The sequence below is a fragment of the Methylobacterium sp. J-070 genome (assembly GCF_022829385.1).
Taxonomy (GTDB): domain Bacteria; phylum Pseudomonadota; class Alphaproteobacteria; order Rhizobiales; family Beijerinckiaceae; genus Methylobacterium.
In genome coordinates, this window is record NZ_JAKSXX010000073.1 from 69,832 (window position 1) to 94,673 (window position 24,842).

29 protein-coding genes and 1 pseudogene are annotated in these 24,842 nt (G+C 70.6%); 17 read left to right on the top strand and 13 right to left on the bottom strand.

The features are described 5' to 3' along the window. The first annotated feature begins 64 nt into the window (after nucleotides 1-64). Genes MKL01_RS05710 through MKL01_RS05725 form a run of 4 tightly spaced genes read left to right on the top strand, consistent with a single transcriptional unit; the run spans nucleotide 65 to nucleotide 3,794 of the window. Nucleotides 65-1,507 carry an efflux RND transporter periplasmic adaptor subunit gene (locus tag MKL01_RS05710; protein WP_243904248.1) on the top strand — a complete coding sequence of 481 codons (1,443 nt, stop codon included), beginning with the start codon at nucleotides 65-67 and terminating at the stop codon, nucleotides 1,505-1,507. After that, the gene (locus MKL01_RS05715) at nucleotides 1,504-2,220 is read left to right on the top strand and encodes an ABC transporter ATP-binding protein (protein ID WP_243904249.1); all 717 of its coding nucleotides are present in this window, start codon (nucleotides 1,504-1,506) and stop codon (nucleotides 2,218-2,220) included. The genes MKL01_RS05710 and MKL01_RS05715 overlap by 4 nt, the downstream gene beginning before the upstream one ends. Then, nucleotides 2,220-3,437, top strand: coding sequence for an ABC transporter permease (locus tag MKL01_RS05720; protein ID WP_243904279.1), 1,218 nt, complete (start codon nucleotides 2,220-2,222; stop codon nucleotides 3,435-3,437). The genes MKL01_RS05715 and MKL01_RS05720 overlap by 1 nt, the downstream gene beginning before the upstream one ends. A gap of 45 nt (nucleotides 3,438-3,482) precedes the next feature. Continuing rightward, entirely contained in the window at nucleotides 3,483-3,794 is a 312-nt protein-coding gene (locus tag MKL01_RS05725; protein ID WP_243904250.1) for a response regulator transcription factor, read from the top strand. Nucleotides 3,795-4,061: 267 nt separating this feature from the next. Here MKL01_RS05725 and MKL01_RS05730 read toward each other — a convergent pair whose 3' ends face one another. Next, nucleotides 4,062-5,681 carry an FAD-dependent oxidoreductase gene (locus tag MKL01_RS05730; protein ID WP_243904251.1) on the bottom strand — a complete coding sequence of 540 codons (1,620 nt, stop codon included), beginning with the start codon at nucleotides 5,679-5,681 and terminating at the stop codon, nucleotides 4,062-4,064. A gap of 112 nt (nucleotides 5,682-5,793) precedes the next feature. Continuing rightward, nucleotides 5,794-6,537, bottom strand: a complete 744-nt coding sequence (locus MKL01_RS05735) for a dienelactone hydrolase family protein (protein WP_243904252.1) — start codon at nucleotides 6,535-6,537, stop codon at nucleotides 5,794-5,796. Between the two features lie 344 nt (nucleotides 6,538-6,881). Here MKL01_RS05735 and MKL01_RS05740 point away from each other — a divergent pair, with 344 nt between their 5' ends. The 4 genes and pseudogenes from MKL01_RS05740 to MKL01_RS05755 all read left to right on the top strand — a co-directional run bounded on the left by MKL01_RS05740 (nucleotide 6,882) and on the right by MKL01_RS05755 (nucleotide 11,224). Then, nucleotides 6,882-8,399: an ATPase domain-containing protein gene (locus MKL01_RS05740; RefSeq protein ID WP_243904253.1), complete on the top strand. Its 1,518-nt coding sequence runs from the start codon at nucleotides 6,882-6,884 to the stop codon at nucleotides 8,397-8,399. After that, the gene (locus tag MKL01_RS05745; protein ID WP_243904254.1) at nucleotides 8,380-10,104 is read left to right on the top strand and encodes an ATP-binding protein; all 1,725 of its coding nucleotides are present in this window, start codon (nucleotides 8,380-8,382) and stop codon (nucleotides 10,102-10,104) included. Before MKL01_RS05740 ends, MKL01_RS05745 begins: the two co-directional genes overlap by 20 nt. A 191-nt stretch (nucleotides 10,105-10,295) precedes the next feature. After that, nucleotides 10,296-10,592 (top strand): annotated as a pseudogene (locus MKL01_RS05750) (hypothetical protein); the annotation flags it as partial. 89 nt (nucleotides 10,593-10,681) lie between these two features. Further along, the gene (locus MKL01_RS05755) at nucleotides 10,682-11,224 is read left to right on the top strand and encodes a TetR family transcriptional regulator (protein WP_243904255.1); all 543 of its coding nucleotides are present in this window, start codon (nucleotides 10,682-10,684) and stop codon (nucleotides 11,222-11,224) included. A gap of 245 nt (nucleotides 11,225-11,469) precedes the next feature. On the opposite strand, the gene MKL01_RS05760 is transcribed toward MKL01_RS05755, so the two are convergent. From MKL01_RS05760 to MKL01_RS05770, 3 genes are all read right to left on the bottom strand, one after another. After that, complete coding sequence (locus MKL01_RS05760) at nucleotides 11,470-12,333, bottom strand: transglutaminase family protein (RefSeq protein ID WP_243904256.1); 864 nt, start codon at nucleotides 12,331-12,333, stop codon at nucleotides 11,470-11,472. A gap of 250 nt (nucleotides 12,334-12,583) precedes the next feature. Next, complete coding sequence (locus MKL01_RS05765; RefSeq protein WP_243904257.1) at nucleotides 12,584-13,582, bottom strand: NAD(P)H-binding protein; 999 nt, start codon at nucleotides 13,580-13,582, stop codon at nucleotides 12,584-12,586. 220 nt (nucleotides 13,583-13,802) lie between these two features. Then, nucleotides 13,803-14,504 carry a hypothetical protein gene (locus MKL01_RS05770; protein ID WP_243904258.1) on the bottom strand — a complete coding sequence of 234 codons (702 nt, stop codon included), beginning with the start codon at nucleotides 14,502-14,504 and terminating at the stop codon, nucleotides 13,803-13,805. A 216-nt stretch (nucleotides 14,505-14,720) separates the two neighbouring features. Here MKL01_RS05770 and MKL01_RS05775 point away from each other — a divergent pair, with 216 nt between their 5' ends. Genes MKL01_RS05775 through MKL01_RS05785 form a run of 3 tightly spaced genes read left to right on the top strand, consistent with a single transcriptional unit; the run spans nucleotide 14,721 to nucleotide 17,288 of the window. Then, entirely contained in the window at nucleotides 14,721-14,984 is a 264-nt protein-coding gene (locus MKL01_RS05775) for a DUF485 domain-containing protein (protein ID WP_243904259.1), read from the top strand. Beyond that, nucleotides 14,981-16,633, top strand: a complete 1,653-nt coding sequence (actP, locus tag MKL01_RS05780) for a cation/acetate symporter ActP (RefSeq protein WP_243904260.1) — start codon at nucleotides 14,981-14,983, stop codon at nucleotides 16,631-16,633. Before MKL01_RS05775 ends, actP begins: the two co-directional genes overlap by 4 nt. Nucleotides 16,634-16,652: 19 nt before the next feature. Further along, entirely contained in the window at nucleotides 16,653-17,288 is a 636-nt protein-coding gene (locus MKL01_RS05785; protein WP_243904261.1) for a glutathione S-transferase family protein, read from the top strand. A 255-nt stretch (nucleotides 17,289-17,543) separates the two neighbouring features. On the opposite strand, the gene MKL01_RS05790 is transcribed toward MKL01_RS05785, so the two are convergent. The 3 genes from MKL01_RS05790 to MKL01_RS05800 form a co-directional block, all read right to left on the bottom strand. Continuing rightward, complete coding sequence (locus MKL01_RS05790) at nucleotides 17,544-17,741, bottom strand: hypothetical protein (RefSeq protein ID WP_243904262.1); 198 nt, start codon at nucleotides 17,739-17,741, stop codon at nucleotides 17,544-17,546. 45 nt (nucleotides 17,742-17,786) lie between these two features. Further along, nucleotides 17,787-18,149 carry a DUF6481 family protein gene (locus MKL01_RS05795; RefSeq protein ID WP_243904263.1) on the bottom strand — a complete coding sequence of 121 codons (363 nt, stop codon included), beginning with the start codon at nucleotides 18,147-18,149 and terminating at the stop codon, nucleotides 17,787-17,789. Nucleotides 18,150-18,253: 104 nt separating this feature from the next. Next, nucleotides 18,254-18,463, bottom strand: coding sequence for a cold-shock protein (locus tag MKL01_RS05800; RefSeq protein WP_243904264.1), 210 nt, complete (start codon nucleotides 18,461-18,463; stop codon nucleotides 18,254-18,256). A gap of 621 nt (nucleotides 18,464-19,084) precedes the next feature. Between MKL01_RS05800 and MKL01_RS05805 the strand changes: the two genes are divergently transcribed. Next, the gene (locus MKL01_RS05805) at nucleotides 19,085-19,240 is read left to right on the top strand and encodes a hypothetical protein (RefSeq protein ID WP_243904265.1); all 156 of its coding nucleotides are present in this window, start codon (nucleotides 19,085-19,087) and stop codon (nucleotides 19,238-19,240) included. 149 nt (nucleotides 19,241-19,389) lie between these two features. Here MKL01_RS05805 and MKL01_RS35640 read toward each other — a convergent pair whose 3' ends face one another. Both MKL01_RS35640 and MKL01_RS05810 read right to left on the bottom strand, forming a co-directional pair. After that, on the bottom strand, nucleotides 19,390-19,521 hold the full coding sequence (locus MKL01_RS35640) for a hypothetical protein (protein WP_279604417.1): 132 nt from the start codon (nucleotides 19,519-19,521) through the stop codon (nucleotides 19,390-19,392). A gap of 40 nt (nucleotides 19,522-19,561) precedes the next feature. Beyond that, on the bottom strand, nucleotides 19,562-19,828 hold the full coding sequence (locus MKL01_RS05810; RefSeq protein ID WP_243904266.1) for a hypothetical protein: 267 nt from the start codon (nucleotides 19,826-19,828) through the stop codon (nucleotides 19,562-19,564). A 303-nt stretch (nucleotides 19,829-20,131) separates the two neighbouring features. Here MKL01_RS05810 and MKL01_RS05815 point away from each other — a divergent pair, with 303 nt between their 5' ends. Further along, a complete protein-coding gene (locus MKL01_RS05815; protein WP_243904267.1) occupies nucleotides 20,132-20,341 on the top strand; it encodes a cold-shock protein in 210 nt (69 codons plus the stop codon). A gap of 141 nt (nucleotides 20,342-20,482) precedes the next feature. On the opposite strand, the gene MKL01_RS05820 is transcribed toward MKL01_RS05815, so the two are convergent. Further along, on the bottom strand, nucleotides 20,483-20,695 hold the full coding sequence (locus MKL01_RS05820; protein ID WP_243904268.1) for a hypothetical protein: 213 nt from the start codon (nucleotides 20,693-20,695) through the stop codon (nucleotides 20,483-20,485). 338 nt (nucleotides 20,696-21,033) lie between these two features. On the opposite strand from MKL01_RS05820, the gene MKL01_RS05825 reads away from it, so the two are divergent. Further along, entirely contained in the window at nucleotides 21,034-21,384 is a 351-nt protein-coding gene (locus MKL01_RS05825; protein ID WP_243904269.1) for a hypothetical protein, read from the top strand. Here the strand turns inward: MKL01_RS05825 and MKL01_RS05830 are convergent. Beyond that, nucleotides 21,362-21,754: a TIGR02300 family protein gene (locus MKL01_RS05830; RefSeq protein ID WP_243904270.1), complete on the bottom strand. Its 393-nt coding sequence runs from the start codon at nucleotides 21,752-21,754 to the stop codon at nucleotides 21,362-21,364. The genes MKL01_RS05825 and MKL01_RS05830 overlap by 23 nt on opposite strands. Nucleotides 21,755-21,918: 164 nt before the next feature. On the opposite strand from MKL01_RS05830, the gene MKL01_RS05835 reads away from it, so the two are divergent. After that, nucleotides 21,919-22,131, top strand: a complete 213-nt coding sequence (locus tag MKL01_RS05835; RefSeq protein WP_409566204.1) for a hypothetical protein — start codon at nucleotides 21,919-21,921, stop codon at nucleotides 22,129-22,131. A gap of 367 nt (nucleotides 22,132-22,498) precedes the next feature. On the opposite strand, the gene MKL01_RS05840 is transcribed toward MKL01_RS05835, so the two are convergent. After that, nucleotides 22,499-23,326 carry a B12-binding domain-containing protein gene (locus MKL01_RS05840; protein ID WP_243904271.1) on the bottom strand — a complete coding sequence of 276 codons (828 nt, stop codon included), beginning with the start codon at nucleotides 23,324-23,326 and terminating at the stop codon, nucleotides 22,499-22,501. 460 nt (nucleotides 23,327-23,786) lie between these two features. Between MKL01_RS05840 and groES the strand changes: the two genes are divergently transcribed. Continuing rightward, entirely contained in the window at nucleotides 23,787-24,074 is a 288-nt protein-coding gene (groES, locus tag MKL01_RS05845) for a co-chaperone GroES (RefSeq protein ID WP_243904272.1), read from the top strand. A 99-nt stretch (nucleotides 24,075-24,173) separates the two neighbouring features. Next, the coding region (gene groEL / locus MKL01_RS05850) for a chaperonin GroEL (protein ID WP_243904273.1) at nucleotides 24,174-24,842 on the top strand (669 nt) is incomplete at its 3' end.

Sequence of the window (24,842 nt, forward strand, 5' to 3'; positions counted from 1 at the left end):
GCCAAGACGTCGTCGAGCGCGGACCGGTCCGGTTCCGATTGGCGGCGGACGCAGGAGGGACGCCATGGGAGGCTGGTTTCTCAGCATCCTGTGCACATCTGTCGCCGCCGGTGGCCTCACGGCCGTCGTGGCTGTGCATCCGGACGCCGAGGCGCTTCCGGCAGCGGTCAGCGGCGCGGCGGACTGGTCGGTCCGGACCTTCGGCGATCTGACCCGCGAGCTGGTTGCACCCGCGCCCGAACCGGCGCGCTTCATCACCGCGGTGATCCAGCGCGGCAGCCTGGAGCAGATCGTCACCGCCACCGGGGCCCTCCAGCCGGTCGAGACCGTCGAGGTCGGCTCGCAGCTGCCGGGGCAGATCGCCCGGCTCTTCGTCGACTTCAACGACCGGGTTAAGAAGGGCGACCCGCTCGCCCGAATCGACCAGCGCAGCTTCATTGCCAAGGTCGATCAGGAGCGCGCGGGCCTCGCCGTCACGGTCGCCAACGCCCGGGTCCAGCAGGCCCGGCTCGACCGGGCCCGGATCGACCTCGACAACGCCCGGGGCAATCGAACCGTCCTGTCGGCTAGGCTCGACAACGCCCAGATCCTCGAGGCATCGGCCAAGCGCAACGTCGACCGCAAGGCGCTGCTGAGGGCGCACGAGGCCGCGTCGCTCACAGCGGTCGAGGAGGCCCAGACCGAGTTCGCCTCCCGCGGAGCGCAGGTGCGCGAATCCACCTCGCTGTTGGACCTCAATCGCTTCGCCGTCGATGCCGCGGCGGCCGAGGTCCGCAGGCTCGAAGGCGAAGTCGCGGAGGCACAGGCTTCCATCCCCCTGCGCGAGGCCAGCCTGCGGGCCGCCGAGATCGAACTCGACCGCACCATCATCCGCTCGCCCATCGACGGGGTGATCGTCGGGCGCTTCGTCAACGAGGGCCAGACGCTCGCCACCGGCCTGGAGGCGCGCACCGCCTTCAATGTCGCCAAGAACCTCGCCGAGATGGAGATCCACGCCCGCGTGGACGAGACCGACATCGGGCGCGTCGTGCCGGGACAGCGGGCGACCTTCACGGTCGATGCCTATCCCGGCCGCCGCTTCGAATCCGTGGTCCGCCAGGTGCGCAAGGCGCCGCAGACCACCCAGGGCGTCGTGACCTACACGGTGGTCCTCAAGACCGACAACCGTGACGGCCTGCTCCTGCCGGGCATGACCGCGCTCGCGCGGCTGATCATCCACCGCGACGACGACATCCTCAAGGTGCCGCTCGCCGCTCTGCGGTTCAGGCCCGCCAAGGCGGCCAGGACGGTCACGGCGCCGGCCACCGAGGCGGCAGCGCCGGAGCAGGCCGTGTGGATGCAGGACGCCGCCGGCGCGCTCCGCGCGGTCCCGGTGACCACAGGGGTGTCGGGCGCGGACCAAGTGGCGCTCCGCGAGGGGGCGCTCTCGGAGGGCGACCGGGTCGTCATCGGCCAGGCCGAGCCCGCCGAACCGTCGCGCTTCCTCGGGATAAGGTTGGGGCTATGACCGACGCGATGGTCAGGCTCGACGCGGTCAACCGTGTTTTCCGGATGGGCGACGTGAGCGTCCCGGTCCTGCACGACGTGACCCTGGATGTCGGAAGCGGCGAGTGCGTGGCGGTTGTCGGGCCCTCGGGGTCCGGGAAGAGCAGCCTGATGAACCTGGTCGGCCTCCTGGACCGCCCGACATCGGGCCGCATCCTCGTCGAGGGGGTGGATACGGGGCGGCTGTCGCCGGACCGCTGCGCCGTTCTGCGCAACCGGCGGATCGGCTTCGTCTTCCAGTCCTACAACCTCCTCGGGCGACACAGCGCACTGGACAATGTGCAGCTGCCGCTCCTCTACGCGAAGGTCGGCCGGGTCGAGCGCCGCCGAAGGGCGGAGGCGGCGCTCGAATCCGTCGGCCTCGCCCACCGGGCCGATCATCTCCCGTCGCGCCTGTCAGGCGGCGAGCAGCAGCGCGTCGCCATCGCGCGCGCCCTGGTGACCGACCCGGGCATCGTCCTCGCCGACGAGCCCACCGGGGCGCTCGACAGCAACACCGGCACGGAGATCCTGGCGCTGTTCCGGAACCTCAACCGGGCGGGCCGCACGCTCCTGATCATCACGCACGATCTCGGCGTGGCGGCACGCTGCGGCCGTATCGTCCGGCTGCACGACGGGCGCATCGCCTCCGACCAAGCGAACACCGCACCCGGGCTGGTCCGGGTGCCGGCGTGATGCTGTCCCAGGCCCTCCTGATGGCGCTCGGCTCGCTGCGGCACAACCCGCTGCGCAGCGTCCTCACCATGCTGGGGATCGTGATCGGCGTCGCCTCGGTCGTCACCGTGCTCGCCATCGGGAACGGCGCGCAGACCCAGGTCAACCAGCAGATCCGCGCGATCGGGGCGAACGTCCTGATGATCAATCCGGGGGCCGCCCGCCAGGGTGCGGTCCGCCTGAAGGCGGGGACGCGCACCACCCTCACCGAGGGCGACGTCGATGCCATCCTGGAGCAGGTGCCGCAGATCCGCGCGGCCGCGGGCTCCATTTCCGGCAGCGGACAGGTGGTTCACGAGAACCGCAACTGGAACACGACCCTCAACGGCACCACGGCGAGCCACTTCCTGGTGCGGGACTGGGCGCTCGCGGCCGGCCGCTCCTTCAACGGCACCGAGGAAACCACCGCGGGGAAAGCCGCGATCCTGGGCAGCGTGGTCGCCCGCGAGCTCTTCGCCGACGCCGATCCGATCGGATCGGAGATCCGCATCATGAACGTTCCCTTCGAGGTGGTGGGCGTGCTCGCCCCGAAGAGCCCCGATCAGGACGACGTCGCCTTCGTTCCGCTGTCGACGGCCAAGCTCCGGTTCCTCGGCAGCGCCGGCGGCATGACCCGGGATGCCGTGGCCTACATCATCGCCAAGGCCACCTCGGACGAGAGCATGGTCCGGGCCCGGGAGCTGATCGAGGACCTCCTGCGCCAGCGCCACCACATACCGCCGGACCAGGACGACGACTTCAAGGTCGCGGACCCCGCCGCGGCGGCCCAGGCGCAGCGCGGCGCCACCCGCACCGTCGCCATCCTGCTGACCTCGATCGCCGGCGTCTCGTTGCTCGTGGGAGGCATCAGCATCATGAACATCATGATCGTATCGGTGACCGAGCGGACCCGCGAGATCGGGATCCGGCGCGCCGTGGGGGCCCGGGCCCGGGATATCCGCCTGCAGTTCCTCAGCGAGGCGCTCGTCCTCTGCCTGACCGGCGGCTTGGTGGGCGTCGCTCTGGGGGGCCTTGTCTCCCTGACCGTCGCGCGCTCCGCGGGCTGGACCACCGTCATCGACCCGGGCGCGGTGATTCTCGCGGTCGGGTTCTCCGCGCTGACCGGATTGTTCTTCGGCTTCTACCCGGCCTACCGCGCGTCCAGGCTCAATCCAGTTGATGCACTCCGGGCCGAATGACCGAGCACTGACGGTCTCGCGGCACGGCACGGTGAGGAGGAAACGATGAAATCGGCACTGTGGGGTGAAGCGACGGTGGAGGTCAGGCGGCCGATCCGGCTGTGCCGGTCCGGCCGCGAGAAGCGCGATGACGCAGGAGATCGCCCGACGGCCCGGGAGCGTGAACTGATCGCGCTCATCGCCTTGGGGCATCCTAACAAGGTCATCGCCCACGAGATGGGCATCTCGCCGAATACGGTGCGCGCGCATATCGGCAACATCATGCGCAAGTACAAGCTCCGCAATCGGACGCAGATCGCGATGCTTCTGATGCCGATGCTGCGGTCCGGCGCCGCCGCGATAAGCCGGAATGTGTAGAATGAATTGTTATTACTTACTGGACTGAAATAACTTGCCGTGTCCGAGAGCGAAAGCGTGCGGACCGCTTCCGGCCGGCCAGCTCCCTGCGCCGTCTTCGCTGCCGCAGGCCACGCGCCGGATCGAACCGGGAACGCTCCAGCCGCAGCACGTCCGGAAAGCCCTCCGGGCGCCAAGCCGGTCCGGCCGCGCGCCCTCGCCCCGGGAACCCGGCCGCGTTCCGGGAGACGCGCGTGCCTGCCCCCGCCCCCGGGGAGCGCGGGGCCTTCACGCCGCCCGGACGTAGTCCCAGACCCTGGAGATGACGACCGACCCTTCGCCCACGGACGCGGCAACGCGCTTGACGGAGCCGGCGCGCACATCGCCCACCGCGAAGATCCCGGGGTGCGACGTCGCGTAGGGCGAGTCCGCGCCGACCGCGTCCCCGGTCAGCACGAAGCCGTGGCCATCGAGGGCGATGAGGCCCGAGAGCCAGCGGGTGTTGGGCGCGGCCCCCACCATGACGAACATGGCGCAGGTCGCGATCGTGCGGACCGTCCCGTCGACCAGGCTGCGGATCGTCACGGCTTCGAGGCGGTCATCCCCGTGGAGCAGGCTGACCTCGGAACCGTACTCGATCGTGATCGCCGGGTCCGCTTCCAGACGGCTCGAGAGATAGCGCGACATCGAGGCCGCCAGCGACGGCCCGCGGACCAGCAGGCGGACGTGCCGGGCCGAGCGACTGAGAAACATCGCCGCCTGCCCGGCGGAGTTGCCGCCGCCGATGATGATCGTCTCGGCGTTCCGGCAATAGCGCGCCTCGATCTCCGTCGCGGCGTAATAGACGCCCGCGCCCTCGAACGCCTCGAGCCGATCGATCGGCAGGCGCCGGTATTGGACGCCGGTCGCGACGATGACGGCCCGGCCCCGGACACGCTGATCATTCTCGAAGGTCGCGCAGAAGGCCCCGTCCTCGAGCCGCTCCAGCTTCGCCACCCGCCGCGGCATCGCGAACCGGGTCCCGAACTTCATCGCCTGGACCTCGCCGCGCCAGACGAGATCGGCCCCGGAGATGCCCGTCGGAAATCCCATGTAGTTCTCGATGCGGCTCGACGTGCCGGCTTGGCCGCCGACCGCGACGTCCTCGACCACCAGGGCGCGCAGCCCCTCGGCGCCCGCGTAGACCCCGGCCGCCACGCCGGCCGGCCCGCCACCGACGATGAGCACGTCGAAGGCCTCGTCATCGATGAGGTTGTAGTTGAGGCCGAGCAGTTGGGCGACCTTGTCGGGCGTCGGGTCCGTCACGACGATGTCGCGTCCGAAGATCACGGCCGGCTGGCCGGAGGCGATCGCGCAGGTGCGTGCGACCGCGCCGGCCTCCGGGCTTCCGAGGGCATGGGATCGGTAGGGAAGGCGGTTGCGGCTCGCGAATTCGGCGATCCGCCGGACGGCCCGGTCGTCGTCCTCGCCGAGGAGCACCAACGTGCCGTCGCGCGCGTCGAGCTGGCGCCGGCGCCGCGCGGCCAGAACCGTGATGACGATGTCCGACATCTCGGGGATCTCGGACATCAGACGCAGCATCTCCAGCCGCGGCACCTCGACCACGGCGGTATCCCGGACCGCCCGCATCGGCATCGACCAGTTGCCGCCGTTCAGGAACGCGATCTCGCCCATGAACTGGGTCGGCCCGAGGGTGAACGGAAGGTGACGCTCGCCCGTGAAGGGATTGACCACCTCGATCTCGCCGGCTTCGACGTAGACGAACCGGTCGGCAGGCTCGCCCGCGCGCGCCAGGAACGTCCCGGCCGGGTAGTGCCGTTCGACGCCGGCAGCCTGAAGCGCCGCGATATGCGATGCCGCGAGGGGCACGCGCTGCATCTCGCGCAGGTCCCGGCCGATCGTCTCCATGTCGCGTCTCCCGTGCATCCCGGCCGCTGGGGCGCAGCGCCCGATCCGGACTCGCCCCGACGCGGACCGGACCCCTGGCTCGCAGCGGAGGCCGGATCGGTTCAGCGCGCCGTCACGCGCCGCCCCGCAGGGTCCGGTCGAAGAGCGCGAGCATCTCGGTCCAGCCACGCTCGGCGGCGGCGTGATCGTAGACGGGAAAGTCCGGCATCATCCAGCCATGCGCGGCCGGATAGGTGCGCGTCGTATAACGGACGCCGGCCTGCGTCAGGGACTTCTCCAGCCGCTCGGCCATCGCGGGCGGGTAGCTGCCGTCGGCCTCGGCCGCCGCGACGTAGACCTCCGCCTCCAGCTTCGGCGCGAACAGGTGGGGGCTCGTCGGCGCGTCGGTCGCGAGGTTGCCCCCGTGAAAGCTCGCCGCGGCCGCGAACCGGTCGGGATAGGTTCCCGCCGCCGCCAAAGCCATGCCGCCCCCCATGCAGAAGCCCACCGCACCGATCCTGCGGCCCGCAACGTCGTCGCGCGTATCGAGGTAGCCGAGGAAGGCCTGCGTATCCCCGGCGGCCTTGTCGTTGCCGGTCGTGGCCATCAGCGGGCCGAGGACGGCGCGGAAGTCGCCCGCGAACACCTCCCTGGGCACGAACGGTCCGTAGGGTCCGTAGCGGTAGAAGAGATCCGGCAGCAGGACGACGTAGCCCGCCCCGGCGAGCCGCTGCGCCATGTCGACCATCGCCGGCCGGATGCCGCCGGCGTCCATGTAGAGGATCACCGCAGGCCATGGTCCGCCGCGGTCTGGTGTCATGACGTATGCCGGGCAGTCCCCATCGCGGGTCCGGATCGTGACGGCTGCGTTCGGCATCGGGCGGTCCTGGGCCGGAGGGCGGAAATGTCCGCTTCGAACCCCTTACGACCGTCGGTGGACCGACCGCAAACCATCCCGGTCGGTCGGAGCGGCCGCCCGAGGCCGTCCTTTGCAGCGGATCATCGCAAATCGACGTTGTGACGGGAGCCGGATCGTTCCGCCGGCCGCGGCTTACAGGAACCCGGGTGGCTTCGGCAGTGTTGTCGTCGGCCGTGTCAGCATGCGCGACACGTCGAAAGCTGCTGCCTTTGGACGGCTATGCCAAAACGCATCGCGAAGAACATGTCGATTACCCCCGAGCGTCTGCAGTTCATCCACGTGTTCGGGTTCCAGGTGCGCCCATGAGCGCAGTCGAACCGGACGATACCGACGATCCGCCGCGTCTCTCGACGGGCAGCGCCGGGCTCGACGACATCCTGGGCGGCGGCCTCGACGCCAACCGCATGTACCTCTACGAGGGCCGACCGGGGACGGGCAAAACCACGATTGCCTTGCAGTTTCTGATGGAGGGTGCCCGGCGGGGAGAGCGGGTCCTCTACATCACGCTGTCCGAGACCCGGCAGGAACTGCGGCTCGTCGCCAACCGCCATGGCTGGTCGCTCGATGGGGTCGACGTGTTCGAACTGGTCCCGCCGGAGACCAGTCTCGACCCGGATCGCGAGCTGACCGTGTTCCATCCGGCCGAGATGGAGCTCAATGAGACCACCAAGCTCGTCTTCGACAAGGTCGCGGAGACGAACCCCTCGCGTGTCGTGTTCGACAGCCTGTCCGAGCTGCGGCTGCTGGCGCAGAGCCCCCTCCGCTATCGTCGCCAGGTCCTGGCACTCAAGCACTTCTTCACCCGCCGACAATGCACCGTGATCCTGCTCGACGATCTCACGTCCCAGGACAACGATCTTCAGCTTCACTCGATTTCCCACGGCGTCGTTCTCCTGGAACAACTTGCGATCGACTACGGCGCCGAGCGCCGGCGCCTCCGTGTCGTGAAGATGCGCGGCATCAAGTTCCGGGGCGGCCATCACGACTTCACCATCGAGAAGGGCGGCCTCGCGATCTACCCGCGGCTCGTCGCCGCCGAGCACCAGAAGAGCTTCGTCGGCACGTTCGCCTTGAGCGGCATCCCCGAACTCGACCAGCTGCTGGGCGGCGGCCTCGAATTCGGCACGAACGTTCTGCTCCTCGGTGCGGCCGGGGTGGGAAAGTCCTCCCTGGCCCTCGCGTATGCCATCGCATCCGCCAAACGCGGCGAACCGGCGGCATTCTTCGCCTTCGACGAGGGACGGGGCACGCTGGAGGCGCGGGCCAAGTCGCTCGGTCTCGGGCTAGAGCCCGTGCTCGCGTCCGGATTGCTGACCTTCCAGCAGATCGATCCGGCCGAACTGTCCCCCGGCGAGTTCGCGGCCACCGTCCGGCACAGCGTCGAGGTCGACGGCGCGCGCGTCGTCGTGATCGACAGCCTCAACGGCTACCTGAACGCGATGCCGGACGAGCGCTTCCTCATCCTGCAGATGCACGAGCTTCTGAGCTATCTCGGCCAGCAGGGGGTGCTGACGGCCCTGGTTCTCGCTCAGAACGGGCTTGTCGGCCCCATGGATACGCCGATCGACCTCAGCTACCTGAGCGATGCCGTGCTGATGCTGCGCTACTTCGAGGTGAGCGGCACCGTCCGGCGCGCCCTCTCGGTCGTGAAGAAGCGCAGCGGCAGCCACGAGCACACGATCCGGGAGTTCCTTCTCGGTCCGGACGGCATCACGGTGGGGCGTCCGCTGCCCAACTTCAGCGGCATCTTCACGGGCACGCCGCGTTACGACGGCGACAACGCACCCCTCATGGTGGTCGATGAACACCACGATCGTTGAAGGGGGCAACCTACGCGTTCTCGTCCACGCGCCGATCGGGCGGGATGCCCCCGCCTCCGCGGACCTGCTCCGCCGCAGCGGCCTGACGGCCGAGATATGTCCCACGCTGCCGCAGCTGGTCGAAGGCATCGCGGCGGGTGCGGCGGCGGTGTTCGTCGCCGAGGAGGGGCTGTTCGGCAAGGATCTGTCTGCCCTGTTCGCTTTCGTGGAGGGCCAGCCCGCGTGGTCGGATCTGCCGTTCGTGGTGCTGACCAGCCGACAGGATCAGCCGGCCGTCGCCGCCTGGCGTCAGCGCTTGCTGGCCGCCCTGCGCAACGTCTCGCTGCTGGAGCGGCCGGTGCAGGCGATCACGCTGACGAGCACGATCCAGGCCGCCGTGCGGGCGCGCCAGCGCCAGTATCAGGTCCGCGCCCTGCTGGAGGCCCGTGAGCAGGCGGCCCAGGAGCTGGAGGCCCTCGTGGTCGCCCGCACCCGGGAGCTCGAGGAGGCGAACCGTCAGCTGCAAAGGCAGATGGCGGAACGGGCCCGGGTCGAGGAGAGCCTGCGGCAGGCCCAGAAGATCGAGGCGATCGGTCAGCTCACCGGGGGCGTGGCGCACGACTTCAACAACCTGCTGATGGTGGTCTCCGGCGGCCTCGAGATGCTGGATCGGCAGGCCGACCCGACGCGGCGCCGGCGCCTCATGGACGGCATGCGCCAGGCCGCCGAACGCGGCGCCGGACTGACCCGCCAGCTCCTGGCGTTTTCGAGGCGGCAGGCGCTGAGGCCCGAGCCCGTCGACCTCGCGCGGCAGATCGGGGCCATGCGTGAGCTGCTCGACCGCAGCCTCCGGGGCGACGTGCATGTCCGGCTCGAATTCGCCGACGATCTCTGGCCGGTCGAGGTCGATCCCGGCGAGCTCGAACTCGTCATCCTGAACCTTGCGGTGAACGCGCGCGACGCGATGCCGGACGGTGGGACGATCGTGGTCCGGGGCGAGAATGCGCCTGCCCGCTCCGACGACGGCTCCGGCGACCGGGTCGGCGATTCCGTGCGGCTCTCGGTCATCGACACCGGGACCGGCATGCCGCCGGAGGTCAAGGAGCGCGTGTTCGAGCCCTTCTTCACGACGAAGGACATCGGCAAGGGCTCGGGGCTCGGCCTTCCGCAGGTCTACGGGTTCGCGACCCAGTCGGGGGGGACGGTGCGGATCGAGAGTGCGGTCGGCCGGGGCACGCGCGTCATCCTGATCCTGCCGCGGTCCAACCGGACCCCCGCCGCCGAGCAGTCGCATCTGATCGACCTGCATCTCGATCGGCCGAAGACGGGCTCGATCGGGAACGTGCTTCTTGTCGAGGATGACGACGAGGTTGCGGCGCTCGTGAACGAGATGCTGGCCCATCTCGGCTACGAGGTCATCCGCGTCGCCAGCGCCCAAGCCGCGTTGGGAGCGCTGGCGAACGGGCGCAGGATCGACATCGTGCTGTCCGACATCATGATGCCGGGCGGCATGAACGGGATCGATCTGGCCCGGGAGCTGCGCCGGCGGCGCGCCGCGCTGCCGGTGCTGCTGACCAGTGGCTACGCGGAGGCGGCGAAGCGGGAGGCGGATGCCGAGGGCGTCGGTATCCTCCCCAAGCCCTACCAGTTGGGCGAGCTCGCGGTCGCCCTCCAGGCGACCCGGGACCAGAGCCCGGCTTACGTCCATCCGCTGCCGTCTCGCTGACGCGCGGATCCGCGGCCGCTCCCGCCGCCCTGAGCGGTCAGGCTGGTCGTCGGGCGGCCGCGCAGGCTTCCGGCGCGCGCCGGGGTCCATGCCACCGTCATGACGACGCGATCATCCCCCTGACGGGCACGCGGATTCCGGGGCGGCCCGCGTGGGCGCCACGGAGGCGGCACCGGCCTTCGAGACGGGGCGCCGCGGGCCTGTCCGACTACGCGGCCATCGTCGAGTCGACGGTGCGGCGCGCCCGGCCCGTCATCCTCACGGCGGCCGCCGCCATACTGGCCTTCATCCCGTTGACCCACTCGGTGTTCTGGGGAGCGCTGGCCTACGTGCTGATCGGCGGCGTCGGGGTCGGGACCCTGCTGACCCTGCTGACCCTGCTGTTCCTGCCGGCGCTCTACGCCCTGTGGTTCCGGGTGGCGCGGGAGCCCGGCCGGGCGGGCGTCGCATCCGCCGCCGACGCGATGCCGGCGCAGGCGGCCCCGTGACCGGGCCTGACCGGGCAGCGCGCGCCGCTCCCTTCTTTAGATGATGGAACGCATTTATATAGCCCGCAGGAACGCCGGAGGATCAGGCAATGCCCAGGGTCTCGCAGGAGCAGGCCAAGCTCAACCGCCGACGCGTCGTCGAGGTCGCCGCCTCCCTGTTCCGGGAGCGCGGTCTCCACGGCGTCGGGGTCGCCGACATCATGGCCTCCGCCGGGCTCACCCATGGCGGGTTCTACGGCCAGTTCGCCAACAAGGAGGCGCTCGCGGCAGAGGCGTTCGACACCGCGCTTGCCGAGGACAACCGCGGGGACCTCGACACCCTCGTGGCGAACTACCTGTCCCTCGGGCACGTCCGGTCGCCTGGCCGGGGCTGTCCGCTCGCCGCCCTGGCCAACGACGTGGCACGGGAGCCGCCGGGCAGCCCCGTCCGGGCGCGGTTCACCCGGGGCGTCGAGGGCCTGGCCGCCATCCTCGCCGGCCTGACGCCCCGGGGGGCCAAGGAGCGTCGCAGGCAACGGTCCCTGGCGACCCTGGCGACGCTGGTCGGCGCCATCGTGCTGGCGCGGGCGGTCGACGACGAGGCGCTGGCGGGTGACCTGATCGAGGCCGCACAGGCCTCCGTCACCGCGTGAGGTTGACGAAGCCGGGGCGGTCCGCACCGCCCGCGGCGGCGGCCCCGCTCTGAACGCGCGGTCGAGCCCGCCCGCGGGGCCGGGATACAGAGTGATCGCCCGCTCGTTGGCGCCCGGGCCTGGCGCGGCCGTTCTGCCAAACCCGCCCGCCGCGCGACCGGCGAAGGGACCGCGCGCAGCGCGCCGATACCGGTGCGCCATCCAGCCCGGCGCCGGGCGGGGCCGCCGACGAGGATCGCCCCGGCTCACGCCTCGGTGACGTGGACCTCGACCGCCATGTCGTGGAAGTCGCCCGGAAGCCCGATGAAGCTGCCGACCACCGGCATGGCCTGCCGGATGTCCCGCGCGACCGCGACCGGGATCAGATTCGCGCCGCCCATCCTGCGATTGGTCGGATCGAAGGTGATCCAGCCGGCACCGGGAACGTAGACCTCGCCCCAGGCATGGGTCGATCCGGCATCCGCGGAGCCGACGAGGGTCCGGGTCGGGTCGTGGAGGTAGCCCGAGACGATCCGGGCCCCGAAGCCCAGGCTCCGAACGGCCTCGACGAACAGGGTCGCGAGATCCCGGCAGGAGCCCTGACGGATGGAAAGGGTCTGGTCCGGGGCCTGCGTGCCCTCATCCTCCCGAGCCCTGTAGGCGATGCTGTCGGCGACGCCGGCGTTCAGGTCCTGGAGCAGCGAGAGCGTGTCGGTCGGGTCGGAGGCGACGAACCCCCGGGCCCAGGCGCGCAGGCGCCCGTCATCCGGGTATTGCTGGACGGTCAGGGCACCGAGATCGGTCCACGCGTCATCGGAATAGAGGAACGGATAGGTGATCGCCGACGCGGCGATGTCGAAGACCGGATAGACCGCTGCGGAGAGCTCGACCCGGGCGACGCTGTCGATCACCAGCGTGTCGGCCGGCGCCCCGAAGGTCGCCGTCGCGATGGCGTTGCCGAAGACGTCGTAGGCCCAGTGCAGGGTGCCGTCGGGCGTCAGCGTCACCGCGTTGGCCACGAGACGCACGTCCTGGCTCTCCCGGGGCCGCAGCATCAGCCGGTGAGGCCCGAGGCTCACGGGCCGCGCATAGCGATACAGGGTCCGGTGATGGATCTGCAGCGTGACCATTCGGCGATCCTCGGGTCCGGAAGGGCGGGCGACACCGTCGGCGCCCGCGTCCGCACCCGGTCGGGCGGCGGATCCGCGGACTCACCGCACGCGGAGCGCCGTGTTCCTCGTGCGATACGGCCTTTCGGGACCAGCGTCGAATGACGCCCGCCAGCGGATCGCGGCGGTCCGGATCCCGCGACAACGCGGTCGTCTCCGCGTCCGCCGGGAGCGGCGGGGGGTCGGCGGCCGGTGGGTGATCCGCGCGTCCTCAGAACACGGCGTGGTCGCCCCGCTCCGCGATCACTTCGCTCCGGACCAGGCGCGCGTAATGGTCAAACAGCGTGTCGGAGCCCGTGGACGGCGTGGCGGCCGCATCATAGCGCCCGGTCGCCGGATCCAGGACCAGCATGGACTCGGTGGCGTAGTAGCGCCCGATGCGGGCAAGTTCCGCCTTGGCCGCCAGCGCCGGCATCACCCGTCCGAGGGTGGCCAGGATCGCGATGATCACGTCCAGCATCACCACCGGCACATGGGTGAACCGCGGCTCTCGCCCGAGCAGGGCGAACAGCCGCTCGCCCTGCGCCCTCGGCGTGACCGCGTCCCCCGGTCCGCCGATCGGGAGGATGCGATTGCGCCGGCCCGCATGGTCGATGCAATCGGCGAGGTAAGCGCCCAGGTCGTCGTCGCTGATCGGCTTGCAGGCGGTCTGCAGGCCGTCGCCGAAGACCAGGAACGCCTTGCCCCGTCTCAATCGGTCGAGCTGCCCCGAGAGCGATTTGAAATAGGCCGTGGGCCGCACGATCGTGTAGGCGAGGCCCGAGGCGGCCAGCTCGGCCTCGAAGGCGAGCTTGGCGTGCTGAAAGGCGAGTCTCGGCTTCTGGACGCAGATCGCCGAGAGCAGGACCATCTGCGTCACGCCGGCAGCCCGGCTCGCCTGCAAGGCGCTCACATGCGCCCTGTAGTCGATCGCCCAGGCATCGTCGGGTGATCCGGTGCGCGAGGCGAGGCACGAGACCAGGACGTCGAACCGCTCGCCGCGGAGGCCGTCGCGGGCGAGCGACGCCGGATCGGTCACGTCCCCGAACCGCAGGGCCGCGCCGGGGAGCGCGCCGGCGGGATCAGAGCCCTGCGCGTTGCGCCGGACGAGGCAGACGACCTCATGACCGCGGGACACCAGCGCCCGCACGGTCGCCCGGCCGATGGTCCCGGTGCCGCCGAGGACGAGGACGCGGCGCGGTGGTGGGCCGTCCGGCCTCTGCGGGTTCACCGGCGCTGGCTCCGGGCGGGCGGATGCCCGGCATGGATGGTCATCGTCGGCCGGTCCGCTCGTCTGCAAAGCCGCGCCCCACCCGCTCGGAACGGGCGCTCCCCGGGAGAGGCGGCGCCGGAGGGTCGTTGCCCCGGCTCGTCAGTATAGGGGGGTTCCGGCGCCCGGTCTGCCGCCGGACGATGACGGGCTGACCGCTCCGCCGTCCGCGGCACCGGTTTCAGCCCGTGCGGGACCCACCCCGCCGACCGCCGACGGGAGCGGCCTCCTCCCATTCGCGATCCTGCTCCGCGAGCCGGGCGGCACGACGGGCCGCGATCGCCTCCACCGCCGCCGCCGGCGCGTCCCCGGAGTCCTCCGCGGGCCGAGGCGCGATCGGCCGCCCCGCTCCGAGGAAGCCGGCGAGCGCCGCGACGATGCGATCCACATCGCCGGACGTCACGCGTCCCGTGCCGAGGAGGTCGTCCCGTGAACGGCCGGCGAGGTCCGCGCAGGACCCTCCGGCGAGGCCCAACGCCGCGATGGCGTCCGCATCCAGGGGCAGGCTGCCGACCGGCATATCCCGCAACCGGCCGAGCCGCCGGTCCCGGGTTGCCTCGGCCGCGTGGATCGCGCGCGCGCCCGGCAACCCGCGTGCGATCTCGCCGAGGAGGAACGTCCGCAGGCGCTCGAGCCGGACCGGGCCGAACTTCCTGATCCCGGTGATCGCGTCCGGCGAGGACCCGGCCAGATGGCCGAGGTCCCGGAACCCGGCCTTGCGCAGGCGGGAACGCAGGGAGGCCGTCAGGAGGCCGCGGCCGAAGCCCGATGCCGTGAGCTGCTCCATCGTGTCGGGGGGCAGGTCCTCGAACAGGGGGAGCCGCGCCCCGACCTCGGCGAAGAGGGTGTCGAACCGGATGGCGCGGGATGATCGGCGGGGCATCGCCGTTGCGGATACGGCGATCTCCGGATGCCGGCAACGGGCGGCCGGCTCGGACAGCCGGAGGGTCCGCGGGCCGGCCCGATGGCCGGCGCCGCAAGGTGCGTGACCGGGCTCCCGGAGCGGGCATCCGTCCCGGTCGAGGGGTCTCCTTCCCGAACCGGTCTTCGGCTTGGCATCCGAGTTGCTGATGCCTCCGGGACGCGTCCGGAAACATCCATGACTGTGCAGATCTCCCCGCCTTCCGTGGCGGACGACAAAATCGGGCGCCCCGGGCTCGGCCTCGCCCTCACGGCGATCCTGATCGTCTTCTACTTCGGCTTCGTCGGGCTCGGCGCCTTCGCGCCGGCCGTCCTGGCCAGACCCCTGGTCGAAGGCGGCACGGTGACGATCGCCTTCGCGTACGGTCTGTTCGTCATCGCCCTCGGCGTCGCCCTGACCGGGATCTACGTGCTCGTCGCGAACCGCGCGGGCGTCCGATGACCGTTTCGGCGTCGCGCCGCGCGCTGGCGGGTCTCGCCGCCCTCGCAACTGCCCTCGCACCGGCACCCGCGCTCGCGCAGACGGGGGCGGCCGGCGGCCTCAACCTCACGGCGATCGCGCTCTTCACCACCGTCGTGGTGGGCACGCTGTTCATCACCTACCGGGCGGCGAAGCGGACGCAATCGGCGTCGGACTTCTACACGGCCGGAGGACGGATCACCGGATTCCAGAACGGTCTCGCGATCGCCGGCGACTTCATCTCGGCGGGCGCCTTCCTGGGGCTCGCCGGCCTCGTCTACGGGAACGGGTTCGACGGGCTGATCTATGCGGTCGGCTACACGACCGGGCTGCCGATCGTCGTCTTCCTGATGGCGGAGCGCCTGCGCGCGCTCGGCCGCTTCACCTTCACGGACGTCGCCTGCACGCGCCTTCAGGAGAAGCCGATCCGCATCTTCGCGGCCTCGGCCTCCCTCGTGGTGATCGCGTTCTACCTCATCGCCCAGATGGTCGGGGGCGGTCAGCTCATCCGCCTGCTGCTCGGCCTCGACTACCTCTATGCGCAGTTCATCGTGGGGATCCTGATGATCTGCTACGTCCTGTTCGGCGGCATGGTCGCGACGACGTGGGTGCAGATCACCAAGGCCGTGCTGTTCCTCATCGGCGGCACGGTGATCGCACTTCTGGTCATGGGCCATTTCGGCTTCGATTACGGGGCGCTGCTCCGGCAGGCGGTCTCGCGCCACCCCCGCGGGGAGGCGATCCTGACGCCGCAATTCCTGTCGCGCGATCCGGTCTCGGCGATCTCGCTCGGCCTCGCGCTGATGTTCGGGACCGCCGGCCTCCCCCACATCCTGATGCGCTTCTTCACGGTGCCCGACGCCCGGGCGGCCCGCGTCTCGGTGTTCTGGGCGTCCGTCTGGATGAACTACTTCTTCGCGCTCGTGTTCGTCATCGGGTTCGGAGCCCTGGCCCTCGTGGCGAAGAACCCGGCCTACGTGAACGCCGCCGGCGGCCTGATCGGCGGCGGGAACATGGCGGCGATCCACCTCTCGCACGCGGTCGGCGGCGACCTGATGCTCGGGTTCATCTCCGCCGTCGCCTTCGCGACGATCCTCGCCGTCGTCGCCGGCCTGACGCTCGCGGGCGCGACCGCGGTGTCGCACGACCTCTATGCCAGCGTGTTCCGGCGCGCCGGCGCCAGCGAGGCCTCCGAGGTTCGTGTCTCGCGCTACGCCACCGTGATCCTGGGGATCGTGGCGATCGGGCTCGGCATCGCGTTCCAGAACCAGAACGTGGCCTACATGGTGAGCCTGGCGTTCTCCGTCGCCTGCTCGTCGACGCTGCCGCTCCTGATCCTCGTCCTGTACTGGCCGGGGCTCACGACGCGCGGCGCGGTGGCCGGGGGATGCGTCGGCCTCGGGACAGCGCTGCTCTTCACCGTCCTGGGCCGCCCGGTCTGGGTCGGCGTGCTGGGCTACGCGACCCCGATCTTCCCGATCGATCCGCCGACGATCGTGACGATGCCGCTGGCGTTCCTGGTCTGCTATGTCGTGTCGGTGACGGACAGGAGTCCGCAGGCACGGATCGATCACCAGCGGAGCGCCTCGATCGGCCGGACAGCGCCGCCCGTGCCGGCGGCCGCGGAATGAACCCGCCGAGGATCACGCCATGATGAAGCTGATCAGCGCCACGCCGAGCCCCTATGCCCGCAAGGTGCGGATCGCGCTCGCCGAGAAGGGCATCCCCTTCGCGCTGGAAACGGAGGTGCCCTGGCACGGCACCTCGGTGACCCCGCAGTACAATCCGCTGGAGAAGCTGCCGGTGCTCATCCTCGAGGACGGGAGCGCCGTCTACGAGTCGCACTACATCGTCGAATGGATCGAGGCGAAGTACCCGACGCCGCCGCTCGTGCCGGCCGATGTCGACGGCCGGCTCCTCGCCCGCAAGTTCGAGGTGCTGTGCGACGGCACCTGCGACGCGTTCGTGCTGATGTTCTTCGAGCAGATGCGCGAGCCGGGACGGCAGAGCCCGGAATGGATCGCCCGGCAGCGGCGGAAGGTCGACGGCGGGGTCCGCGAGATCGCACGCCTGATCGGCACCCGCGAGTACGCGGTGGGCGACAGCTTCGGGCTCGGCGACATCGCGGCGGGGACGGTCGTCGGGTATCTGGACGTCCGCTGGCCGGATTATCCGTGGCGCGCGCAGCACCCGAACCTCGCCGCCTACAGCGATCGCATGGAGCGCCGGCCCTCCTTCCAGGCGACGAAGCCCACGCCGCAGCGGATCACCGAGAAGGTGGTGTAGCCGGCACGCCCGTCGTCGCGCGCGGCACCGCGAAGGCCCTGAAGGTCCCTGCGAAGGGTTCCTCCCGGCGCGAAGACAGGCCCATCGGCCCCCGCAGGCCTGTCCGGCCCGCGAAAAGGCGGTCTCGGCCCCGAGAACGGGTGTCGTCCGGGGTCCGAAGCTCTCGGAGGACGCTCAGAACCGGCGAGCCGCCACGTTCAGGAGCCGCCCGGAAGGCGGGTTCCCGCGGGCGGCTCGGCGCGCGCCCGCGACGGCTCAGGAGGCGAGGACCAGATCGTCTTCCCGCACGGCACGCTCGCCGGTCGCGGACTTGATCCGATAGGTCGGCTCGCCCGACCGGTCGTCCGGCATGAGCCGAACCACCTCGAAGGAGCCGTCGACGATGGCCTTGTTGCCGGCGTAGATGGTCCCGATCTGCCGGACGCTTTGACCGACCTTGAACTTGTGAGACATGTCACGTCCTCCAGAGGAATGGCGATGAAGGGGGCCGGGACCGGCCTAGCGCCGGGCCTTGGCCTTGCGGGCCGCGAAGCGCGCGTCGCGCGCGGCCTTCTGCTCGGCGGCGAGGGCTGCCTGCCGCTCGGCCTTCTCGGCTGCCTGCCGGATGAGGTCCGCCGCGGCACGCTCGCGGGCCGCCAGGGCTTCCGCTTCGCGCTCGGCCTCGGCGGCGTGACGGGCGATGTCCCGTTCGGAGATCCGCACGTCGCGGGCCTGGACGACGGCCTGCCGCGCAGCCTGCCGCGCGAGAACCGCCGGATCATCAGCCGCCGGGCGCGCCCGGAACCGGGCAAGGGTCGCCTGCCGCGCCAGGGCGACCGCCTCGAGGCGATCGGCGAGCTGATTGGTTTTGAATTGACCCACGTAGATTCCTTATGCGCACCGCGGCTCGGCCGGGTGGCGAGAAACAGATGAAGCCGCTCACAAGCGAGCGGCTTCGAAACGCGTCGTCAGCGGAGGAGCGAGGCTCAGGCGGCCTGGAGGTTGCCGGCCGACTGCTTGCCGGTGCGGCGGTCGGACTCCATCTCGTAGGAGATCTTCTGCCCCTCGACCAGGTTGCGCATCCCGGCGCGCTCGACGGCGGAGATGTGCACGAACACGTCCTTGCCGCCGTCATCCGGCTGGATGAAGCCGAAGCCCTTGGTGTCGTTGAACCACTTAACGGTGCCGATGCTCATAGGTATTCCATATCTATTTAGGCGAACGAATGGGACGACCGCGTGCATTGCACGCGGTCGGTCTCTGGTCGTCGAAAATGGGAGAGATGCAGAACGCGCGCCCTGTTCAGGCGGTGCGGCCGAATATCTGGCCAAAAGTCGATGACCCATTGGTACGCCATCCGCGAGACAATCACAACCACGCATCCGATGGGGGCAGACATGCAGGCAGTACCGATAACCTCAGGCCCGCGCGCCGTGCTGTGCTTGACCGCGGAGGATGCCGACGCACGCTGATCCGGACGGGGGCAGTCTTGAAGCCGACCGGTTCGGCGGCCGTGACGCCAGGGAAAGGCGCCGGCCGCGCGTGAACGGGGAGGCGCTGGCGCGCCCGAACCCACCGCGTGAGGCCCGTCTCCCGTCGCGGCAACAGCCGGGGTCGTCCAGCCGCGCAGGTGTTTTAGCCGTATCCCGAAAGGTGGCTTGGGGTTTTCGGAAACAGATGATGCCGATTCGAGGCGCTGGACCATCGTCCTGGCGTCGATTTCCGGAATGCTGTTCTAGCGCCGCGTTCCGAGACGGTGCATAGAACCTCATCCCTCCGCGCAATTGTGTGCTTTGGGCCGCAGGACGGAGGCCGAGATGGCTCGCGAATTCACGACCGGCAAAGCTCAGGCCGTTACGCCCGAGGACTTCAACGAGCGTGTGAAGCGCCTGCTCGCCGACAAGCCGGACCCCCGCAAGGCCGAGCCGAAAGGCAAGACCTTCAAGTCCGGCAATCCGTTCACCCGCGCCTGAGAGCGCGACCGCCGGCATCGACCGGGCTCACGGGACCGCAACGATGCCGGCGTCCGCTCAGCCGCGGACGCCGACTGCCCTCGATCTTTCGGGCCTGCCCGCGCCGCTGACCGGCCGGGCGCTATGCCGGCCGGTCAGCGGCCCGCGCCTCACCCTCGGCCGGAGGTCTTCGCGGCCCCGGCAACCGTACCCTTGGTCGACGGTGCCGCCGCGATGGTCTTCGGCACGGCCTTCTTCGGCTTCTTGGTCTCGCGGTTGCCGCGCGGCTTCTCGGTGGCCATGATGTCGCTCCTCGTTGGCATCGCAGGCGGAATGCCGCCCTCAGGGGTCAATCGTCGGCTCGTCCCCGAGCAATCTGACCGAGGTCGCGATCGGGGTGTCCGGCGGCCCGACATGGGCCACGAATCGGGCACGCGACCAGAGCTCGACGCGCTCGCCGTCGCTCAGGTGCAGGGCGCGTTCAGCCGCTTCCGCGTCGGTGTCGGCCTCGATCAGTATGGTTGATCTGACGCTGCCATCGGGCGCGAACCGGTACGCGCGATACGGCGAGATCGCACAGGAGGACCGGCGGCCGGTCGGGAAGCTCACGACGTCTGCCATCCGCGCGTCCGCCCCCTCCAGGCCGGGGACGCCCGCCACAGGCCGCTGGAGCCTGAGGCCGCCTGTCCCCGATGCGGGCATCCTGCGCCCCTCTGCGCGGCAAAGATAGCCCGGGCGGCGGGAATGGCGCGGCACGGGCGTGCCCGGCACGCCCGGTCGGGTTTCGTGCAATCGCCTGCTGACGGCCCCCCGGCTTATGCCTATTACGGAACGGTCGGCCCGGACAGGCGGTTCGTGCCTCATGGCGAGCCGCTTAGGCGAGCCGACGATAGAAACAATTAGGACATCGCGATGGCTACCGGCACTGTGAAGTGGCTCAACGAGACCAAGGGCTACGGCTTCATCCAGCCCGACGACGGCGGCAAGGACGTGTTCGTCCACATCTCCGCCGTGGAGCGCGCCGGGATGCGCAACCTGATCGAGGGGCAGAAGGTCTCCTACGACGTCGAGGCCGACCGGCGCAGCGGCAAGGAAAGCGCCGCCAATCTGAAGAGCGCCTGAGCCTCCCCATTCCGGACACCGGCCAACGCACGGCGTTGCGCCCCGGGTGATCGGACCCCTATCGTCATTGCCGCGAGCCAGGTTGGGTATCGGCTCGCGCCAATGAAACCGGCGGCCGCCCGATCTCGGGTGCCGCCGACGTCACGGTCCCGGGACGGGCGGGCCCGGAGGCATCACGTGCGCGTGGCGGCCGGCGACCTTCCACACCGGCAGCGCCCCCTCGCGGGCGAACATGGCGAAGGCCTCGACCACCTCCCACCGGTCGAACGCCCGCATCCCGTCCACGGCGCGGCCGACGATGCAGGCTCCTTCGACGGCCGGCGTGGTCGGCGACCGATTCTCCAGCGCGAACATGACGCCCGCCCGATCGGGCCTCAGCGCATCCGGCAGCGCGCCGATCTTGCGCCACAGGCAGTACCACCGGGCGCAGGCCTCCGGGCGCTCGCGGTAGATCCCGCACGCCGAGCCGGTGTTGTGGTGACACAGGAGCCCCGCCGGCTTGCCGAGCGCTTCGATCGCCAGGATCCGGCAGCAGACCGTGCATGAGCCGCAGGATCGCGCTGCGGCGCGCGTCTCGGCCGTCTGCGGCGATGTCTCTCGGCCGCCGCCGCGACCACGCGTGTCCCTTACGATGAGGCCGTCCTCGCTGCTACAGGGGTGCGATCCGCGCTGCGCGGTGCGGAACGCCGTCGATGCCGGATGAGGCCACGCTCTGGGACCTCGTCATCGACGAGCGCATCGCGATCGAGGACCTCAGTGCCGCGGTCGATCTCTACCTCGCCGACCCGACCACGCAGGATCACCCGATCGGGCCGCACCACAGCCTCGATCTGGCTGCGGCCGTCGCGGCCCACGCCGTCGCACCCGCCACGATGCGCGACGGCGAGGCCGACGAACCGGCGCGGCGCATGGCTGTGCGCGCCGCCCTGCTCATGGCCAGGCCCACGGCCCGGGCGCGCCCCCGTGGGGGCCAGGCCCCGGGTGGCTGCCCCGGGCCCGGCGCGGCGGGACCGGGTGTCGCTACTCGTCGTCGTCGTCGCTGACCTCGACGAGATCGGTGGTGTCATCGTCGTCCTCATCGACCACGAGGGTGTCGTCCTCGACCGTATCGCCGTCCTCCTCGACATCGAGCGTGTCGTCGCCCTCGGTGTCGGTATCGGTATCCTTGTCGGCATCTTCGGCCTCGACCTCGTCGAGCGACACCAGTTCCGGGCCGTCCGTCTCGTCCTCGTCCTCGGGGGGCGCCTCCTTGCGGGCCACCACGGGCGCCGCCCCCCTGCTCAGGGTCGTCGCCACCGAGGTCGGGACGACCTCGCCGGAATAAGGCGAGATCACCGGGTTCTTGTTGAGGTCGTAGAATTTCCTGCCCGTGGTCGGGCAGATCCGCTTCGTGCCGAGTTCTGGGCTTGCCACCTCGGGTCTCCTTGAGCCTGTGACGCCGAAAGCCGGCGATCCCGGCGCTGTATCTATGCGGGCGACGGCGTCCCGTCATCCCACCTGCGCGGGCCGGATCCGCGGGTGTTCGGCCGGCGGGGGTGCGTTTAAGGGTAGCGCTGCCCGCAGTTGATTGGCATAGCATGCCGATGGCCGACGAAGTTCCACACCCCTACTCCATCGAAGTTTCGCCGCTCGCCAAGCCGGAGGGCCACTTCCAGTGGGCGATCCGGCGGAGCGGCAAGCTGATCGAACGGTCCGACCGACCGCATCGCAGTGCCGAGAAGGCGCATGAGAGCGCCATGGAGGCCGTCGAGCGGGCGCTGAAACCGAATGCCGCGTCCGGGCGTCGCTGAGCGGGCGGCCGGACGCCGAGCCCCTCGGGGCTGATCGGAGCGCGCGCCGTTCGAGCCGTCCCCGGCCGCGTCGCGCGCGGACGGCCCTGAACGTGTGCCCGGACGCGGGGCCCGACCGCCCCGGCGACTGCGGAATCCCGCATCGCGACCGCGATCCCCGCTGCGGCGTGCGGAGCGGCTGACGGCGCGCGCCCGAAGCGCGTCCTCCGTCACCGGCGTCGGGCACGAGGCCCCGGACGAACGCGCGCCGGATATGCGTCGGCGCCCGGCCAGTCCGGCCCCGCCGCGCACCCTCGACCGGTCCCGGCCTCGCCCGCACGATCCGCGCCCTGCCCTCCCGCAGGCCTCGACGGGAGACCCGCCGCCGTCAGCGCGCGAACAGGGCCTCGGCAACCTCGACGGCGGAACGCCCGTCCTGGGCGGTGGCGTCCGCGCCGACGGTGGCGGCATGGGCCGGGTCGCGCAGGAACAGCGGACCGCCCACGATCACGCGGACGCCCGGATTGCAGGACGCCCCGCGCAGCGTCGCGACCAGATCGGTCATCACCGGCAGGTGCACGTCGCAGGACAGCGAGATACCGATCAGGTCGAATCGCTCGGCCCGGACCCGGGCGGCGGGGTCCTCGTCCGCGCCGCCCGACAGGACCACGCTCCAGCCCGCCTCGCGGAAGAAGCTCGCGACGAGCGCCAGGTTGAAGAGATGCGTCTCCCCCGGACAGGGCATCAGCAGGACGCGGCGTCCGTTCGCCGGCACGTCGGCGCCCTCCAGGCGGGCGCACAGCGCGCGGGCGAGGCTCTGGAGGCGACCCAGCGCGACCGCCACGTCGAGGAAGTTCGCTTCGTCCTCCTCCCAGAGCCGTCCGAGGTGGCGCGCCGCCGGGGCGAACAGGTCGAGCAGGAGGCCCTCCAGGGGGAGGCCTTCCTCCAGCAGCGCGCGCATCCATTGCTCGTCCGGATCGCCGCCGACGAGCGCCTCGGCGAAGGCGGTGACGCGCTCAGGCGTGGGGGATTGTCCCGGAGGCGCTCGGCGGTCCCCCTGGTGGGCGAGGACGAGCCGCGGAAGGATCTCGCCCTCGATGATCTGGGCCAGGTCGGCATGGAGGTTGGCGCGTCGATGCGCGGCCGCGCCGTGACTGAGACCGGGGCGTCGGCTGACGCGCTCGCCCGTCTCGTCGATCCCTGCCGTTCCCGACATCGGTATCCCCAGCACCCGAGGGCACTATAGGTTCCAGCCCCGGAAGAATGCAACCGCCCGCATGAATTATATTGCATGGCAAGGCGGGCGGTTCCGGAATCGTGACCGCAGCGCTGCCGTTTCGGCGCCCGCGACCCTCATACCCGGACGGGACGCCGAAGCCCGCGACGGCGCGTTGCCGCAGCGTCCCGGGGTTGGTCAGACACCAGCCGTGATTCGCGGTGCCGGCGCCCGGAACAAGCCCGTGGGACTGCCATGCCGCACCTCGGCCGCCGCGCGTCGCTCCGGGACAGCCCGATCCGCCGGCGTCATCGGGACCGTCAATGCATTAGCACTTCCGTGATGCGAGTGCTAAGGACGGTCCGGTCGAGCCGCGACGCTCTGCTTCGCCCCGGCCTTGTCCCGCGATCGTGCCAGCCATGTCGGCCGGAACTCGCTTGGGACCGATCAGGATCTGACAATGCAATTCCGGCCTCTGCACGACCGCGTGGTGCTCCGTCGCATCGAGGGCGAGGAGAAGACCAAGGGCGGCATCATCATCCCCGATACGGTCAAGGAGAAGCCGCAGGAGGGTGAGGTCGTCGCCGTCGGTCCCGGCGCCCGCGACGAGGCGGGCAAGATCAACCCGCTCGACGTGAAGGCCGGCGACCGCGTGCTGTTCGGCAAGTGGTCCGGCACCGAGGTCAAGATCGACGGTCAGGACCTCCTGATCATGAAGGAATCCGACATCCTGGGCGTCGTCGCCTAGCTCCGGTCGGGCCGCGCCCGGTCTCGAACCCCGCCCTGCCCTTCGAGGCGCCCGCTGTGGCGTGCCTCGGGGCCAAACGACAGATGATGAGCCTCCCCCATGTCCGCTAAAGACATCCGTTTTTCAGTCGATGCCCGCGATAAGATGCTGCGCGGCGTCGAGCTGCTCGCCAGCGCGGTGAAGGTGACGCTGGGGCCGAAGGGCCGCAACGTCGTGATCGAGAAGAGCTTCGGCGCCCCGCGCATCACCAAGGACGGCGTCACCGTCGCCAAGGAGATCGAGCTCGTCGACAAGTTCGAGAACATGGGCGCCCAGATGGTGCGCGAAGTCGCCTCGAAGTCGAGCGACGCCGCGGGTGACGGCACCACCACTGCCACCGTGCTGGCGGCCTCCATCGTGCGCGAGGGCGTGAAGTACGTCGCCGCCGGCATGAACCCGATGGACCTGAAGCGCGGCATCGACCTCGCGGTCGCCGCGGTGGTGAAGGATATCGGCGCCCGCGCCCGCAAGGTCGCCTCCTCGGAGGAGATCGCCCAGGTCGGCACGATCTCCGCCAACGGCGACACCGAGATCGGCGAGATGATCGCCCACGCCATGCAGAAGGTCGGCAACGAGGGCGTGATCACGGTCGAGGAGGCCAAGACCGCCGAGACCGAGCTCGACGTCGTCGAGGGCATGCAGTTCGACCGCGGCTACCTCTCCCCGTACTTCATCACCAACGCGGAGAAGATGGTCGCCGAGCTCGAGGATCCGTACATCCTGATCCAC

Coding starts and splice junctions, on each gene's coding strand:
- MKL01_RS05835 (WP_409566204.1), top strand. CDS start 21,919: ATGCCGATGGCCGACGAAGTTCCACACCCCTACTCCATCGAAGTTTCG.
- actP (WP_243904260.1), top strand. CDS start 14,981: ATGACCGTTTCGGCGTCGCGCCGCGCGCTGGCGGGTCTCGCCGCCCTC.
- MKL01_RS05805 (WP_243904265.1), top strand. CDS start 19,085: ATGGCTCGCGAATTCACGACCGGCAAAGCTCAGGCCGTTACGCCCGAG.
- MKL01_RS05745 (WP_243904254.1), top strand. CDS start 8,380: ATGAACACCACGATCGTTGAAGGGGGCAACCTACGCGTTCTCGTCCAC.
- MKL01_RS05790 (WP_243904262.1), bottom strand. CDS start 17,741: ATGTCTCACAAGTTCAAGGTCGGTCAAAGCGTCCGGCAGATCGGGACC.
- MKL01_RS05775 (WP_243904259.1), top strand. CDS start 14,721: ATGACTGTGCAGATCTCCCCGCCTTCCGTGGCGGACGACAAAATCGGG.
- MKL01_RS05735 (WP_243904252.1), bottom strand. CDS start 6,537: ATGCCGAACGCAGCCGTCACGATCCGGACCCGCGATGGGGACTGCCCG.
- MKL01_RS05840 (WP_243904271.1), bottom strand. CDS start 23,326: ATGTCGGGAACGGCAGGGATCGACGAGACGGGCGAGCGCGTCAGCCGA.
- MKL01_RS05770 (WP_243904258.1), bottom strand. CDS start 14,504: ATGCCCCGCCGATCATCCCGCGCCATCCGGTTCGACACCCTCTTCGCC.
- MKL01_RS05710 (WP_243904248.1), top strand. CDS start 65: ATGGGAGGCTGGTTTCTCAGCATCCTGTGCACATCTGTCGCCGCCGGT.
- MKL01_RS05755 (WP_243904255.1), top strand. CDS start 10,682: ATGCCCAGGGTCTCGCAGGAGCAGGCCAAGCTCAACCGCCGACGCGTC.
- MKL01_RS05760 (WP_243904256.1), bottom strand. CDS start 12,333: ATGGTCACGCTGCAGATCCATCACCGGACCCTGTATCGCTATGCGCGG.
- MKL01_RS05785 (WP_243904261.1), top strand. CDS start 16,653: ATGATGAAGCTGATCAGCGCCACGCCGAGCCCCTATGCCCGCAAGGTG.
- MKL01_RS05740 (WP_243904253.1), top strand. CDS start 6,882: ATGAGCGCAGTCGAACCGGACGATACCGACGATCCGCCGCGTCTCTCG.
- MKL01_RS05720 (WP_243904279.1), top strand. CDS start 2,220: ATGCTGTCCCAGGCCCTCCTGATGGCGCTCGGCTCGCTGCGGCACAAC.
- MKL01_RS35640 (WP_279604417.1), bottom strand. CDS start 19,521: ATGGCCACCGAGAAGCCGCGCGGCAACCGCGAGACCAAGAAGCCGAAG.
- groES (WP_243904272.1), top strand. CDS start 23,787: ATGCAATTCCGGCCTCTGCACGACCGCGTGGTGCTCCGTCGCATCGAG.
- MKL01_RS05815 (WP_243904267.1), top strand. CDS start 20,132: ATGGCTACCGGCACTGTGAAGTGGCTCAACGAGACCAAGGGCTACGGC.
- MKL01_RS05820 (WP_243904268.1), bottom strand. CDS start 20,695: ATGTTCGCGCTGGAGAATCGGTCGCCGACCACGCCGGCCGTCGAAGGA.
- MKL01_RS05725 (WP_243904250.1), top strand. CDS start 3,483: ATGAAATCGGCACTGTGGGGTGAAGCGACGGTGGAGGTCAGGCGGCCG.
- MKL01_RS05800 (WP_243904264.1), bottom strand. CDS start 18,463: ATGAGCATCGGCACCGTTAAGTGGTTCAACGACACCAAGGGCTTCGGC.
- MKL01_RS05730 (WP_243904251.1), bottom strand. CDS start 5,681: ATGGAGACGATCGGCCGGGACCTGCGCGAGATGCAGCGCGTGCCCCTC.
- MKL01_RS05715 (WP_243904249.1), top strand. CDS start 1,504: ATGACCGACGCGATGGTCAGGCTCGACGCGGTCAACCGTGTTTTCCGG.
- MKL01_RS05825 (WP_243904269.1), top strand. CDS start 21,034: ATGCCGGATGAGGCCACGCTCTGGGACCTCGTCATCGACGAGCGCATC.